The following is a 13,519-nucleotide window of genomic DNA, read 5'->3' as shown; positions in this document are numbered from 1 at the left end:
GCTCAGGCGGCGGGTAGGCGCAGCTCGGCGAGGACCGCGCGGTGGTCGCTGCCCGGCACCGCGCGCACCGACACGGACCGGACGGCGATCCGCCGGTCCACCAGCACGTGGTCGATCGTCACCGGCGGGATCGGGTCGCCGTCGTACGGGCCCCGGTGCCGACGAGCCCGGTGCCGGTGGCGTCGGCCGCGTCGACGTATCCCGTGGCCAGCAGGTCGCGCAGTGGGGCGTGGTCGAGGGTGGCGTTGAAGTCCCCGGCGAGGATCGACAGCTCCGCGCCGGGGGTGGCCGGCGGCTGCGCCGCCAGGTCGGTGCGCCAGAACCCGACCTGGTCGACCGCGTGCGGGGCCGCCGGGTGGACCGACTCGACCCGTACCGGTGGCCCGCCGGGCGGGGTGATCGTCCCGTACGCCTGGGTGAAGCCCCAGCCGCCGCGATGGTGCCGGACGCCGCCCCCGGCGATCGGGAACCGGGCGTAGAGCCCCGAGCCGACGGTGCCGACCTGCGGGTTGAGCTGCCGGTGCGGCAGCAGGGTGGCCAGGCCGAGCCGGTCCAGCTCGGCCGCCGCGCCCGGGGTGAACTCCTGCACGGCCAGCACGTCGACCCGGTGGTCGCGCACCAGGCCGACCACGGTGCCGGCGTCGGCGGCACCGGCCAGCAGGTTGGCGGTGAGCACCCGAAGCGCCGGCCCACCGGCCGGCGGCTGCGCCGAGGCCACCACCCGGGGTGCGACGACGGCGAGCAGCGTCACCGCGACCAGGGCCGCGACCACCGCGGGCCGGCGGCGTCGCAGGGCGAGCGCGAGCAGCAGCGGCACGGGCGTCCAGGCCGCGACGTACGGGGTGAAGGCGACCGCCTGCACCGCGGGCCCCCGTTCCAGGCCGGGCAGGCGCACCGCCGCCCACACCAGTCCGGGGGCCACGGCGAGCCAGCACAGCCAGGTCCGGATCCGGGCGGCATGACCGGCGGCGGCGCGGGCGTCGTCGTAGGTGAGCACGGTCGACACCGTAGCGGCACCACTCGACCGGCGCCGCCGCCGGCGCCCGGCCAGCCGGCATCATGAATTGTCGAGCGTTCATGTTTCGCAATTTACGGGGCGGGCTGAAGCAATCTGAAACGCCGCCTCCTGCCATTGACCCAGCGCTTTCGCCGGTGCTACTTTCCACCTGGTTCCAGCCCCGATTCGGACGGTAGTAATAGCTGCTCAAGGTGGGTGTGAGTGCTCCTCTGGCCCGCTCTAGGGTGGTCGCTGCGGCGACATTTCGCGGTGCTGGCAGGCTCGGATAAAACCGGCTCGTTGTTTCGCGAGTCGGTCGTGTCGACACGGTCAACAAAAGGGGGACCTGTCATGGCAAGATTCATTTCCCGTAGGGCGGTCGCGGTCACGTTCAGCGCGCTGGTGCTGACGCTGGCCGGCGGCGGGATCGCCGCCGCCCAGACCACCACGGCGGTCAAGCCCGCGGCCCAGACGGGCCAGCCGGGCGATCGCAACACCGCGCCGTCGTCCGGCCAGCCGCAGGTGACGCCGGCCGAGGCGGCGGCGGCCAAGGCGGCGCTGAAGAAGGGGGTGAGCCCCTCCTACGTCAACGGCTCGACGTCGTTCGCCGTCGTCAGCAGCACCGGCACCCTGCTCCGCTGGCGGGACGCCGTCTCCGCGACCAAGTACGGCCCCGGCCAGTACCAGGTCATCTTCAACCGCAGCCTGACCAGCGCCGCCTTCGTGGCGACCATCGGCACCACGGACTCCTGCTGCATCCCGCCGGCCGGCGAGATCTCGGTCGCGCCGCGGCTGGGAACGCCGAACGGGGTCTTCGTGCAGACGTACGACTCCACGGGCGCACCGGCGGACCGGCCGTTCCACCTGGCCGTGTTCACTCCCTGACCCGTACGCGAGACGGGGGTGCCGGTCCCGGCGACGGGGCCGGCACCCCCGTGCCGTCCGCGACCGCTGCGGTCTTCGGGAGGGTTGACACCTCTCGTCCCGGTTCGGGCCGGTAAGGGGCTGGGATTCCGACGTTTGCCCCGGCACCGGCACGGGAAGCAAGCACCGTGACGGACATCTCGGACACCCTGGCCAGCCTGCCCACCGCGGTCGATCCCGATCCGAGCGGCGTCGAGCTGGAACAGACCCTCTTCGAGGTCAAACGCGTGATCGTCGGGCAGGATCGGCTCGTCGAGCGCCTGCTCACCGCCCTCGTCGCCGGCGGCCACTGCCTGCTGGAGGGGGTCCCCGGCGTGGCGAAGACCCTCGCCGCCCAGACCCTCGCCACCGTGGTCGGCGGGACTTTCTCCCGGATCCAGTTCACTCCGGACCTGGTCCCCTCCGACATCGTCGGCACCCGCATCTACCGGGCGTCGAAGGAGAACTTCGACGTCGAACTCGGCCCGATCATGGCCAACCTCGTGCTCGCCGACGAGATCAACCGGGCCCCGGCGAAGGTGCAGTCCGCGCTGCTGGAGGCGATGGCCGAGCGGCAGGTCTCCATCGGCGGGCGCACCTGGCCCGTCCCCGCGCCGTTCCTCGTGCTGGCCACCCAGAACCCGATCGAGTCGGAGGGGGTCTACCAGCTCCCCGAGGCGCAGCGGGACCGGTTCCTCATGAAGATCGTCGTCGACTACCCCGGGGACGCCGACGAACTGGCCATCCTCTACCGGATGAGCACCGACCGGCCCACCCCGCGCCGGGTCCTCGACCCCGACCGGCTGCGGGCGCTCCAGCGGCGGGCCGGCGACGTCTTCGTGCACCACGCCGTCGCCGAGTACGTCGTCCGGCTCATCCTGGCCACCCGGGACCCGGGCCGGTTCGGGCTGCCCGAGATCGCGCCGCTGCTGGCGTACGGGGCGAGCCCCCGGGCCACCCTCGGCCTGGTCGCCGCCGCCCGGGCCCAGGCGCTGCTGCGGGGCCGCGACCACGTGCTGCCCGAGGACGTCCGGGAGCTGGCGGTGGCCGTCCTGGCCCACCGGCTGGTGCTCACCTTCGACGCGGTCGCCGACGGGGTCGGCGCCGAGGTGGTGGTCCGCCGGCTGATCGAGGCCGTGCCCCCGCCCCGGATCGCCGCCCACCACACCGGGTACGCCACCGACCTGGCGGCGGCGTGAGGGGCCCGGCCGCCCCGTTCGCCGGCGCCGCCGGGGGCGCGCGGGCCATCGGGGGAGCGCGGGCCGCCGGGGGCGCCGGGTCGGTGCCGCCCGATCCGACCCTGGCCGACCTCGCGCCGGACCGGCGGCTGCGCCGGCTGGAGCTGACCGTCACCCGTCGCCTCGACGGGCTGTTGCACGGCGAGCACCGGGGCCTGCTGCCCGGCCCCGGCAGCGAGGTCGCCGGCAGCCGTGAGTACCGGCCCGGCGAGGACGAGGTACGCCGGATGGACTGGGCGGTCACCGCCCGGACCGCCGTCCCGCACGTCCGCGAGGTCGACGCCGACCGGGAGCTGACCACCTGGCTGCTGGTCGACGCCAGCCCCAGCATGGAGTTCGGCACCGCCGAGCTGGACAAGCGCGAGCTGGCGGTGGCCGCCGTGGCGGCGGTCGGCTTTCTCACGGCGGGCTCCGGCAACCGGCTCGGCGCGCAGCTGCTCGGCCCGCACGGGCTGCGCCGGTTCCCCGCCCGGGGCGGGCGTACCCATCTGCTCGGGCTGCTCCGGACCCTGCTGGCCGCGCCCCGCGCCGCCGGGACCGACCCGTCCGCCGCGCCGGGGCTGGCCGATGGGCTGGCCGCCGTGGGGCGGGTCGCCACCCGGCGCGGCCTGGTCGTGGTGGTCTCCGACCTCCTCGACGGGCTGCCGGACGACCCGGCCGACCCGCCGCCCTGGGAGGCGGCGCTGCGCCGCCTCGCCGTCCGGCACCAGGTGCTCGCCGTGGAGGTGACCGACCCGCGCGAGCTGGAACTGCCGGACGTCGGCCTGATCACCCTGGTCGACCCGGAGACCGGCCGGCGCAGGGAGGTCTGCACGGGCGACCGCCGGCTGCGCGAGCGGTACGCCGAGGCGGCCCTCGCCCAGCGCGACCAGGTCCGCCAGGTGCTGCGCCGGTGCGGGGCGGCCCACCTGCCGCTGCGCACCGACCGGGACTGGTGCGCCGACATCGTCCGGCACGTGCACGCCCAGCGCCGGCTCGCCCTGGCCCCGGCGGCCAGCGGCGGCCACGGCCCGACGCCCCGCCCCGGCGCGCTGTCGGGAGGTGCCGCGTGACCTGGCAGTCGCCCCTGCGGCTCTGGCTGCTGCTCGGGGTCGCCGCGCTCGCCGTCGGCTACCTGCTCGCCCAGCGCCGCCACAGCCGGTACGCGGTCCGCTTCACCAACCTGCGGCTGCTCGACCGGGTGGCCCCGCACCGCCCGGCGTGGCGGCGGCACGTGCCGGCGGGCCTGTTCCTGGCCATGCTGGCGCTGCTGGTGGTGGGCTTCGCCCGGCCCAGCGCCGAGGTCCGGGTGCCCCGGGAACGCGCCACCGTGATGGTGGCGGTCGACGTGTCCACCTCGATGCTCGCCTCCGACGTGGAACCGGACCGGCTCAGCGCCGCCAAGGACGCGGCCCGGCGCTTCGTCGACGGCCTGCCCGACGAGTTCAACGTCGGGCTGGTCGCGTTCGCCGGCAGCGCCGCCGTGATGGTGCCGCCCGGCACCGACCGGGAGGCCCTGCACGACGGCATCGAACGCCTCGCCGAGGGCAGCACCGGCGTGCAGGGCACCGCCATCGGGGAGGCGATCAACACCTCCCTCGGCGCGGTGAAGGGGCTGGACAGCCAGGCCGCGAAGGACCTGCCGCCAGCCCGGATCATCCTGCTCTCCGACGGCGCGAACACCTCCGGCATGGACCCGATGGAGGCCGCGGCCGAGGCCGTCGACGCCAAGGTGCCGGTGCACACCATCTCGTTCGGCACCCCGTCCGGGTTCGTCGACCGTGGCGGCCGGCCCATCCAGGTGCCGGTGGACGGGCAGACCCTGAGGGCGGTCGCCGACTCCACCGGCGGCGGCTTCCACGAGGCGACCAGCCGCGAGGAGCTGCGGGCGGTGTACGAGGACATCGGCACCTCCGTCGGCTACCGCACCCAGCGGCAGGACGTCTCCGCCCGGTTCATCGGGCTCGGACTGGTGCTGGCCATGGGTGCCGCGGCGGGATCGATGCGGTGGTTCTCCCGGCTGCCCTGAAGACGGCGGCCTGACCGGCCGGCCTGAGCCGGCCGGACCTCCCGGAGTGACCTGGACGTGAGGAGCAGCGGATGGCAGTACAGACCGGACTGGGCGAGCCGCGCGGGCCGTGGTTCGTCTCGCCCGAGCTCGACCCCGACGGGAGTGGCCGTCGGGACGTACCCGGTGGGGGCGGGGCCGACCGGCGGCGGAGCTGGCAGGGCCGGTTGCTGGCCGCCGCCGGGGTGGTGGCGCTGTCCGCCCTGTCCGGGGCGGCGGCCGGCGCCTGGGTCGCCGACTCGGACGGCGCACCGGGTCCGGAGGCGGCGTCGGCCGCGCCGGTGCCGGCGGAGCTGGTGACCGCCGCCGAGCGGACCGTGCCGGGGGTGGTGTCGGTGCTGGTCGGTGGCGCCACCGGAGGCTCGGCGACCGGCTCCGGGTTCGCCATCGACGACCAGCAGCACCTGATCACCAACGACCACATCCTCGCCAAGGGCGGTGGCGCAGCGGTGACGGTGGAGCTGCCGGACGGCCGGCGGTTCGCCGCCGAGGTGGTCGGCCGGGAACCGGGCAGCGACCTGGCCGTGCTCCGGGTGCCGCCGGATGCCGGCCTGGCCCCGCTGCCGCTGGCCAAGCCGGGCACCACCCGGGTCGGCGAGCCGGTGCTGGCGGTCGGCTCCCCGCTCGGGCTGGCCGGGACCGTCACTGCGGGTATCGTCAGCGCGCTCGACCGTCAGGTACGCCTCGGCGCGAACCGGCACCGCGCCGTGCAGACCGACGCGTCCATCAATCCGGGCAACTCCGGCGGCCCGCTGGTCAACGCCCGAGGTGAGGTGGTCGGCGTGAACACCGCCATCGCCACCATCGACGGCAACGGCTCGATCGGCATCGGCTTCGCCATCCCGATCGAGCAGGTGCAGCAGAGCGCCGACGCGATCATCGGAAAGGGCGGCTGACCTGGGCTGGGCCGCGATGCCGGGCGGAACGGAAGAGTCGCCTTCGGGCTGATCCGGGCCGGCGCCGGGCCCCTCGGCGCCCCACGGCCACCCACGGTGCCCGGGTGGGGCGCTAGCCTTCTGGCGTGGACGACGGACTGCGGGTGACCGACCGGCTGATCGTGCCGGCCGCCGAGCTGCGGGAGCGGTTCTCCCGCTCGTCGGGCCCGGGTGGGCAGGGCGTCAACACCACCGACTCGCGGGTGGAGCTGAGCTTCGACGTCGCCGGCTCGCCGAGCCTGCCCGATCCGCTGCGCGCCCGGGCCCTGGACCGCCTGGCCGGCCGGCTCGTCGACGGGGTGCTCACCATCTCCGCCAGCGAGCACCGGGCCCAGCTCGCCAACCGGGAGGCGGCCCGGGAGCGGATGGCGGCCCTGCTGCGCGAGGCGGTCGCCGCGCCGCCCCCGCCGCGCCGCCCGACCCGTCCGTCGCGGGGCGCGAAGGAACGCCGCCTCGCCGACAAGAAGCGCCAGGCGCAGCGCAAGCGCGACCGCCGCGTCGACGGCGACTGACCGCGCCGCGCGGTGGGGCCGGGGCGAAATGGCGGGTGGTGCGCGGCCGGCGCCCCGTAGCCTGCCCGGTCATGAGCACCGCACCGACGCCCGACCTCTCCGTCAAACCGACCCTCACCGGGGAACGTGTCCTCCTGCGCCCGTTCGTCGCCGACGACGTGGCGACCTTCCGCGCCGCCGTGGCCGACCCCGAGGTGTGCCGGCTGACCGGCAGCCCGCCCGCAGAGCCCGACGAGCAGCGGCTGCGCGAGTGGTACGGCAGCCGCAACGTGCAGACCGACCGGCTCGACCTCGCCGTGGTCGACCGCGCCACCGGCGGGTGCGTCGGGGAGGTCGTCCTCAACCAGTGGGACGAGCCGAACTGCAGCTGCAACTTCCGCACCCTGCTCGCCGCGCACGGCCGCGACCGGGGGCTGGGCACGGAGGCGGTCCGGCTGATCGTCGGGTACGGCTTCGAGCGGCTCGGCCTGCACCGCGTCTCGTTGGAGGTGTTCGCCTTCAACCCCCGGGCCCGCCGGGCGTACGAGAAGGTCGGCTTCGTCGCCGAGGGGGTGCTGCGCCAGGTCCTGCGCGACGGCGACGACTGGATCGACGCCACGGTCATGTCGATCCTCGCCCCCGAGTGGGCGGCGCACCGCGGCCACCCGTGACGCGCCGGCGGGGGTGTTATGCGGGAGGAGGTTGAGCCGAACACCGGGGTCTGCTGGAATGGATCCGGGAGCAACAGGGCCGTCACCGACCGCGTACGACGTCACGTGACAGGAGTCCCTCCACCATGCTCCGAAAGCCGTTCCTCTCCGCCGTTCTCGCCGCCCTGGCGGCCGTGCCGCTGACGCTGCTGCTCGGGCTCGTCGCCGCGCCGCCCGCCCTGCCGGCCGCCGCCGAGCCGGTGCGCATCATGCCGCTCGGCGACTCGATCACCGGCTCGCCCGGCTGCTGGCGCTCCATCCTCTGGAACCGCCTCCAGTCCACCGGCCACACGAACGTCGACTTCGTCGGCACCCTCGGCCCGCAGGGCTGCGGCCAGCCGTACGACGGCGACAACGAGGGCCACGGCGGGTACCTGGTGACGAACGTCGCCAACCAGAACCTGCTGCCGGGCTGGCTCTCCGCCACCGACCCGGACGTCGTGCTCATGCACTTCGGCACCAACGACGTGTGGAGCAACATCGCGCCGGCGACCATCCTGGCCGCGTACTCCAAGCTGGTCGACCAGATGCGGGCCAGCAACCCGGCGATGCGGGTTATCGTCGCGAAGATCATCCCGATGGCCCCCGCCACCTGCGCCGAGTGCGGGCAGCGGGTGGTGGCGCTCAACAGCGCGATCGACGGCTGGGCGGCGGGGAAGACCACGGCGCAGTCCCCGATCGTGGTCGTCGACCAGTGGACGGGCTTCAGCACTGCCGCCGACACCTACGACGGGGTGCACCCGAACGCCGCGGGTGACCAGAAGATGTCGGACCGCTGGTATCCGGCGGTGGTCGCCGCGCTGACCGGCGCCACCCCGACGGCCACGCCGACGCCCACCCCGCCCGTCACACCGACGCCTACGCTGTCGCCGCCGGTCACCCCGACCTCGACCCCCGGCGGCGGCTGCACGGCCGCCTACCGGATCGTGGGGCAGTGGCAGGGCGGTTTCCAGGGCGAGGTGACCGTCCGCAACACGGGCACCGCCGCGCTGGGCGGCTGGACCGTCCGGTTCACCTACGCCGCCGGCCAGCGGATCACCCAGGCGTGGAACGCCGAGGTCACGCAGAGTGAGTCCACGGTCAGCGCGCGGAACGTGAGCTGGAACGGCGCTCTCGCCCCCGGTGCCGAGGCCACCTTCGGGTTCCTCGGCAGCTCAGGGTCCACCAACCCGGTGCCGCAGGCGAGCTGCGTCACTCCCTGAGGCGGGTCGGTCGCGCACTCGCGGTGACCGGCGTGCCGCTGCCCACCCTTCGTTTCCGCCTCTTTGCTCTGCACCCCAATGCGCAACAGTCACTCTTGGTGACCGCTGCGTCTGTGGGTGCAGAGCAAAGGGCGGAGAAAGAGTGGGAGGGGGTGGGGTAGGAGGGGATGGGGCGGGGCGGGCAGCGGGGGCCGTGTGGACCGGTGGCGCCCGGTCAGCGGCCCGGCGTCACCGGGTGAGGTGGGTCCGCCCCGGCAACAGCCAGTGGTTGAAGTCCCAGCTGAAGACCGAGGTGCAGGTCATCCGCTGGACACCGGGCTTGAAGCCCCACAGGTCGAGCCGGCCGAGGCCGTGGGCGGCCAGCTCCGCCGCCGCCGGGTCGGTCGTCGGCAGGTCCGTGTCGTCGAGGACCACCAGGCCGGACGGGGCGAGGTGCTTCGGCGCCACCCGGGCGCAGACGGTGCGGGAGGCGCCGTCGATCACCACCACGTCCCAGGGGGCCCCGTCGGCGATCGCCGCCACGTACGGGGAGTCGGCCGAGCCGTCCCACCAGCCGTCGGCACAGGGCACGTGCCGGATCTCCCCGTTGGCCGGCTGGGGGAGCTGGGCGAACCAGGCGGCGTCGTGCTCGACGGAGACGATCTCGCCGACCCGGCCGGGCCGGGCGAACCAGGACGTCGAGGACCCCGAGCCGTACTCGAACACCCGCACCCCGGGGTGCAGCACCTCGTCCAGCCACCGCACGGCGGCGTAGCTGAGCCAGGGCAGCGGCTCGCCTCGGCCGTCGACGGGGGCCGCGCCCACCGACCGGTGCCAGCCCTGCCCGCGCAGGGTGGCGAGGGCCTCCAGCGACGTCTGTGCCTCCCGCCGGGAGCGCGGAATGCCGGGCGCGGCGCGTCGGATCAGGCCCCGCGCCCGTCCGGCGAGTGATCGTCTGGTCATGGTGCTCCCGTTCCTCGGTCTCGCGCGTACAGGGAGCCAACGAACGACAAGCATGAAAGGTGATGAAAGGTGCGAAATGGGGACGGTCAGGCGGTGCCCAGCGCCGCGAGCAGCCGGGCCCGCAGGCCGGCGGCCCGCTCGGCGAAGCCCCGCTGGGCGGCGGCGTACTCGGCCCGCCCCTCCGGCGTCTCCACCCGCACCGGCGGGTACCCGAGCGCGGCGAGATCGTACGGGCTGGCCCGCATGTCCAGCGCGCGGATCTCGCGGGCCAGCGCGAACGCGTCCGCCACCAGCTCGCTCGGCACCAGCGGGGAGAGCTTGTACGCCCACTTGTACAGGTCCATGTTGGCGTGCAGGCAGCCCGGCTGCTCCAGCTCGTGCTGGCGCTCCCTGGTCGGGGCGAGCACGTTCAGCGGCCGGGCCGGCGCGGTGAAGAAGCGGTACGCGTCGAAGTGGCTGCACCGCACGCCCCGCTCCTCGACGACCTCGGCGGTGCGCGCCGGGCTCAGCCGCAGCGGCCAGGCGTTGTGGCGTACCTCCTCCTGGGTCTGCCGGTAGACCATCGCCCACTCGTGCATCCCGAAGCAGCCCAGGTGCGCCGGCCGGCCCGCCGTCGCCGCGAGCAGGGCACGGATCCAGCCGACCGACTCGGCCCGCCGGGCGCGTACCGAACCGGTGTCGAGGGTGAGCCCGGCGGCGGTGGCGCGGTAGTCCCGGCCGAACTCGGCCGGGTCCGCGCCGCGCAGCACCACCCCCGCGCCCGGGTGCCAGCGGCGCAGCTGGGCGGGACGGTGCGAGTAGTAGGTGAAGAGGAAGTCCTCCACGGGGTGCCGGCGCCCGGCGCGGCGGCGGGCCAGGTGCGGGGCCAGCCACGCGTCGACCCGCTCCTCGTGGGCCCGCCGCCGCGCCTGCCAGTCGGCCAGGTCGAGCGGCGCGGCGGGAGCGAGGGCGGCGGTCACCCGACCAGCGTACGACCGCCGCCCGGCTGCCCCCGGCGGCCCCGCGTCAGGGCACGTCGACCCGGACCCCGGCGGAGAACACGCCGCTGCGCAGCTCCAGCTGCTTCGGTCGGTCCGCGCCGTCGACCGTGAACACCAACGGCAGCACCAGCCGGCTGCCCGCGGCGAGGGGCTGACCGAAGACGTCCCGCCCCTGGTTGGCCAGCCGGGTGGCGGCCTCGTCGGTGCTGACCCAGGTGCCGCCCGGCAGGTACGCCCGCTGCATCTGGCCGTGCCAGGTCTGCTGCTCCGGGGTGAGGTTGCGCACCCCGACCGTGGCCTGGCACTGCCGCCCGGCGGCGGATGGCGTCGCCGGGCAGGCGACCCGGTAGACGGTGAACTCCAGCGCCTGCTCCCGCAGCGGCACGCCGACCGCGCCCGTGGTGCTCGTGCCCACCCAGGCGCCGTTGCTCGGCTGCTTGGTCGTGTCGATCGCGGCGACCCGCCGGGTGGCCGTCACCGTCGCGGCGAGGACCACGCCGGCCAGGACCGCGACGGCCGCCCCCACCACCAGCCACGCCGGGGGCCCGCGGCGGCGGGCCACGGCGACGGGCGCGACCGGCCGGGGCTGCCCGCCGGCCGGGCCGGGTGCCGCCGGCCCGCCCGACCCGGCGAATCCCGCGCCCGTGCCGGCGAAGACGGTCCCCGCGCCGGTGGACCCGGCCGTGGCCCGGGCGCGGCGGTGCCGCTGCCACCACCAGAGTCCGCCGACCGTGAGCAGGAGCACCCCGGCCAGCGCGGCGAGCAGCGCCGCGGGCCGTCGCCAGGGCGGCGCGTCGGTGGCCTGGGCCGCCGGGACCGTGGCGTGATCCCAGGTCGCGGTCGCGCAGTCGTACGGCCGGTCGCCGCCGGCGGCGAAGGCACAGGCCGGCGCGGACAGGGCGCGGCCCGGTGCGGCGGTGGTGAGCGCCGTGTGCAGGGTCGTGGTGCTGCGCGCCGGGAGCCGCAGCTGCCAGGTCACCTCGGTGGCGGTGGCCGAGCGGGTGGTCCGTCCACCGGGCGTGACCCAGGTCGCCGACGTCCCGGCCGGCAGTTCCTGACGTACGGTGGTGGCCACGGGCAGGCTGCCGGCGTTGCGCACCTGGACCTGGTAGCCCGGGGTCGGCGTGCCGGCCGGCGTGACCTCCACCGTCACCGGGCGCGGCCCGCCCCCCGTCGGCACGATCACGGACGGGGAGACCAGCGGCGGCGGCGCGGGGGCCGCGGGCGTCGCCGCGGTGCCCGTCGGCGTCGGCGTCGAGGTCGGCGTCGGCGGCACGGTGACCGCCGCCGGGCGCAACGCCTCCCGGGGTGCCGCCGGAGCCGCCGGCTGCGGCGCGACCGTGGGCAGCGCCGGCACGGCGGCGAGAATGCCGAGGCAGTGTACGAACACTGCGAGGGCCCTGTGGTGTCGTCTCGATGCAGGCATGCGAACGAACCTCCGGTAGCCGACGCTAGGGGCGGCGACCCGCCGTGCGGGTACGAAGCGGCGAACCCCGCCCCCGACGGCGGCGCACGGCGTACGCTGGCGCGCCGCGCACCGGGGTCGTCGGCCGGTGCCCGCGTCGGCCCGCGCGGGCGGGGCTAGATTGGCCTGGTGCGTATCGCTCGTTTCGCTCATGCCAAGGGAATGTCGTTCGGGGTCGTCGAGGGCGAACCGGGGGCGGGTCCGGAGGGCCTGACCATCGCCGAGATCGAGGGCCACCCGTTCGGCCAGATCCAGTTCAGCGGTGCCCGATGGGCGCTCTCCGACGTCCGGCTGCTCTCCCCGATCCTGCCCAGCAAGGTGGTCTGCGTCGGGCGCAACTACGCCGAGCACGCCGCCGAGCACGGCAGCGAGGTGCCCAGGGAGCCGCTGCTGTTCCTCAAGCCGTCCACCTCAGTGATCGGGCCACGGGACGCCATCCGGCTGCCGATCTTCTCCAAGCAGGTCGAGCACGAGGCCGAGCTGGCCGTGGTGATCGGCGCGCCGGGGGCCCGCCGGGCCGACCGGGCCGCCGCCGAGCGGGCCATCTTCGGCTACACCTGCGCAAACGACGTCACCGCGCGGGACCTGCAGCGTTCCGACGGGCAGTGGACCCGGGCCAAGGGCTTCGACTCGTTCTGTCCCATCGGACCGTGGATCACCACCGGGCTCGACGTGACCGACCTGGAGATCCGGTGCGAGGTCGGCCGCAATCCGGAGGAGATGGAGGTACGGCAGCTCGGCCGTACCCGGGACATGCTCTTTGACGTGCCGGCCCTGGTGTCGTACGTCTCGCACGTGATGACGCTGCTCCCCGGGGACGTGGTGCTCACGGGCACTCCGGCGGGGGTTAGCCCGCTCACGGAGGGGGATACGGTGACTGTGCGTATCGAGGGGATCGGGGAGCTGAGCAACCCGGTCGTCCCGGTCACCTGAGTCGTCGGGAAACCCGAAGCCGCAGGCCAGATGCGGTTTCGGGCCCCCGATTTGGCCTGTGGGGGGCGGGAGGGTAAAGTTTCTCTCCGGTGCCGCAAGGTGCCGAACGGCACCGCGCGGTGCCTATGGGGTATGGGGTAATTGGCAGCCCAACTGATTCTGGTTCAGTTAGTCTAGGTTCGAGTCCTGGTACCCCAGCAACCGGTGTTCGCGAGAATGTCGGTCGCTGGATCAAGTCGGAGGGCGCTCCGGCCCGCGCGAGCGGGCCAGAATGATCTCTGGTAAAGTTCAGCGGCGCCGCCCGGTAGGGCGGTGAAGCAGGAAAGTTCTGGCCCCGTCGTCTAGTGGCCCAGGACGCCGCCCTCTCAAGGCGGTAGCGCCGGTTCGAATCCGGTCGGGGCTACAGTTCCGTCCAGCCCGTCTCACTGCGGTGAGGCGGGCTGTTTGGCGTCCGGGTCAGGTTCTCCCGGGAGGCCGTTGCCGTTGCGCCGCCGGTGCCGTTGTGCCGTGACGCGAGAGTCCACCCCCTGCGCGGTGGCCCGGGGCCCGTCGCTAGACTACAGCGGCATCGTCCAGTCGGGCGGTGAAGCAGGAAAGTTCTGGCCCCGTCGTCTAGTGGCCCAGGACGCCGCCCTCTCAAGGCGGTAGCGCCGGTTCGAATCCGGTCGGGGCTACG

12 protein-coding genes, 3 tRNA genes and 1 pseudogene are annotated in these 13,519 nt (G+C 74.8%); 12 read left to right on the top strand and 4 right to left on the bottom strand.

Annotated elements, in window-relative coordinates:
• Nucleotides 1-2: 2 nt before the first annotated feature.
• Nucleotides 3-949: pseudogene (locus tag ACFT41_RS05660) on the bottom strand (endonuclease/exonuclease/phosphatase family protein).
• A 399-nt stretch (nucleotides 950-1,348) separates the two neighbouring features.
• Here ACFT41_RS05660 and ACFT41_RS05655 point away from each other — a divergent pair.
• The 8 genes from ACFT41_RS05655 to ACFT41_RS05620 all read left to right on the top strand — a co-directional run bounded on the left by ACFT41_RS05655 (nucleotide 1,349) and on the right by ACFT41_RS05620 (nucleotide 8,523).
• Nucleotides 1,349-1,882 (top strand): hypothetical protein, encoded by a 534-nt coding sequence (locus tag ACFT41_RS05655; RefSeq protein WP_377588551.1) that lies wholly within the window; start codon nucleotides 1,349-1,351, stop codon nucleotides 1,880-1,882.
• A 167-nt stretch (nucleotides 1,883-2,049) separates the two neighbouring features.
• Nucleotides 2,050-3,099 carry an AAA family ATPase gene (locus tag ACFT41_RS05650; RefSeq protein WP_377588552.1) on the top strand — a complete coding sequence of 350 codons (1,050 nt, stop codon included), beginning with the start codon at nucleotides 2,050-2,052 and terminating at the stop codon, nucleotides 3,097-3,099.
• A gap of 83 nt (nucleotides 3,100-3,182) precedes the next feature.
• On the top strand, nucleotides 3,183-4,190 hold the full coding sequence (locus ACFT41_RS05645; protein WP_377588564.1) for a DUF58 domain-containing protein: 1,008 nt from the start codon (nucleotides 3,183-3,185) through the stop codon (nucleotides 4,188-4,190).
• Complete coding sequence (locus tag ACFT41_RS05640) at nucleotides 4,187-5,146, top strand: VWA domain-containing protein (protein WP_377588553.1); 960 nt, start codon at nucleotides 4,187-4,189, stop codon at nucleotides 5,144-5,146. The genes ACFT41_RS05645 and ACFT41_RS05640 overlap by 4 nt, the downstream gene beginning before the upstream one ends.
• A gap of 71 nt (nucleotides 5,147-5,217) precedes the next feature.
• The gene (locus ACFT41_RS05635; RefSeq protein WP_377588554.1) at nucleotides 5,218-6,081 is read left to right on the top strand and encodes a S1C family serine protease; all 864 of its coding nucleotides are present in this window, start codon (nucleotides 5,218-5,220) and stop codon (nucleotides 6,079-6,081) included.
• A 125-nt stretch (nucleotides 6,082-6,206) separates the two neighbouring features.
• A complete protein-coding gene (arfB, locus tag ACFT41_RS05630) occupies nucleotides 6,207-6,632 on the top strand; it encodes an alternative ribosome rescue aminoacyl-tRNA hydrolase ArfB (protein ID WP_377588555.1) in 426 nt (141 codons plus the stop codon).
• 71 nt (nucleotides 6,633-6,703) lie between these two features.
• Entirely contained in the window at nucleotides 6,704-7,282 is a 579-nt protein-coding gene (locus ACFT41_RS05625; RefSeq protein WP_377588556.1) for a GNAT family N-acetyltransferase, read from the top strand.
• A gap of 125 nt (nucleotides 7,283-7,407) precedes the next feature.
• Nucleotides 7,408-8,523 (top strand): cellulose binding domain-containing protein, encoded by a 1,116-nt coding sequence (locus ACFT41_RS05620; protein ID WP_377588557.1) that lies wholly within the window; start codon nucleotides 7,408-7,410, stop codon nucleotides 8,521-8,523.
• 228 nt (nucleotides 8,524-8,751) lie between these two features.
• Here the strand turns inward: ACFT41_RS05620 and ACFT41_RS05615 are convergent, their stop codons facing one another.
• The 3 genes from ACFT41_RS05615 to ACFT41_RS05605 all read right to left on the bottom strand — a co-directional run bounded on the left by ACFT41_RS05615 (nucleotide 8,752) and on the right by ACFT41_RS05605 (nucleotide 11,871).
• The gene (locus ACFT41_RS05615; protein ID WP_377588558.1) at nucleotides 8,752-9,465 is read right to left on the bottom strand and encodes a hypothetical protein; all 714 of its coding nucleotides are present in this window, start codon (nucleotides 9,463-9,465) and stop codon (nucleotides 8,752-8,754) included.
• 86 nt (nucleotides 9,466-9,551) lie between these two features.
• A complete protein-coding gene (locus ACFT41_RS05610) occupies nucleotides 9,552-10,424 on the bottom strand; it encodes a 3-methyladenine DNA glycosylase (protein ID WP_377588559.1) in 873 nt (290 codons plus the stop codon).
• Nucleotides 10,425-10,470: 46 nt separating this feature from the next.
• Nucleotides 10,471-11,871: a hypothetical protein gene (locus tag ACFT41_RS05605; RefSeq protein ID WP_377588560.1), complete on the bottom strand. Its 1,401-nt coding sequence runs from the start codon at nucleotides 11,869-11,871 to the stop codon at nucleotides 10,471-10,473.
• 168 nt (nucleotides 11,872-12,039) lie between these two features.
• On the opposite strand from ACFT41_RS05605, the gene ACFT41_RS05600 reads away from it, so the two are divergent.
• The 4 genes from ACFT41_RS05600 (at nucleotide 12,040) to ACFT41_RS05585 (ending at nucleotide 13,517) form a co-directional block, all read left to right on the top strand.
• The gene (locus ACFT41_RS05600) at nucleotides 12,040-12,843 is read left to right on the top strand and encodes a fumarylacetoacetate hydrolase family protein (RefSeq protein ID WP_377588561.1); all 804 of its coding nucleotides are present in this window, start codon (nucleotides 12,040-12,042) and stop codon (nucleotides 12,841-12,843) included.
• 126 nt (nucleotides 12,844-12,969) lie between these two features.
• Nucleotides 12,970-13,041 (top strand) — tRNA-Gln (locus ACFT41_RS05595).
• A 132-nt stretch (nucleotides 13,042-13,173) separates the two neighbouring features.
• Nucleotides 13,174-13,246: transfer RNA gene (locus ACFT41_RS05590), tRNA-Glu, on the top strand.
• A 198-nt stretch (nucleotides 13,247-13,444) separates the two neighbouring features.
• A tRNA-Glu gene (locus tag ACFT41_RS05585) sits at nucleotides 13,445-13,517 on the top strand.
• The last annotated feature ends 2 nt before the right edge of the window (nucleotides 13,518-13,519 follow it).

This window comes from Micromonospora sp. NPDC057141 (assembly GCF_042670805.1).
Taxonomy (GTDB): Bacteria; Actinomycetota; Actinomycetes; order Mycobacteriales; family Micromonosporaceae; genus Micromonospora.
Note: the sequence above shows the minus strand (reverse complement) of the source record. Positions and strands in the feature narration are given on the sequence as shown.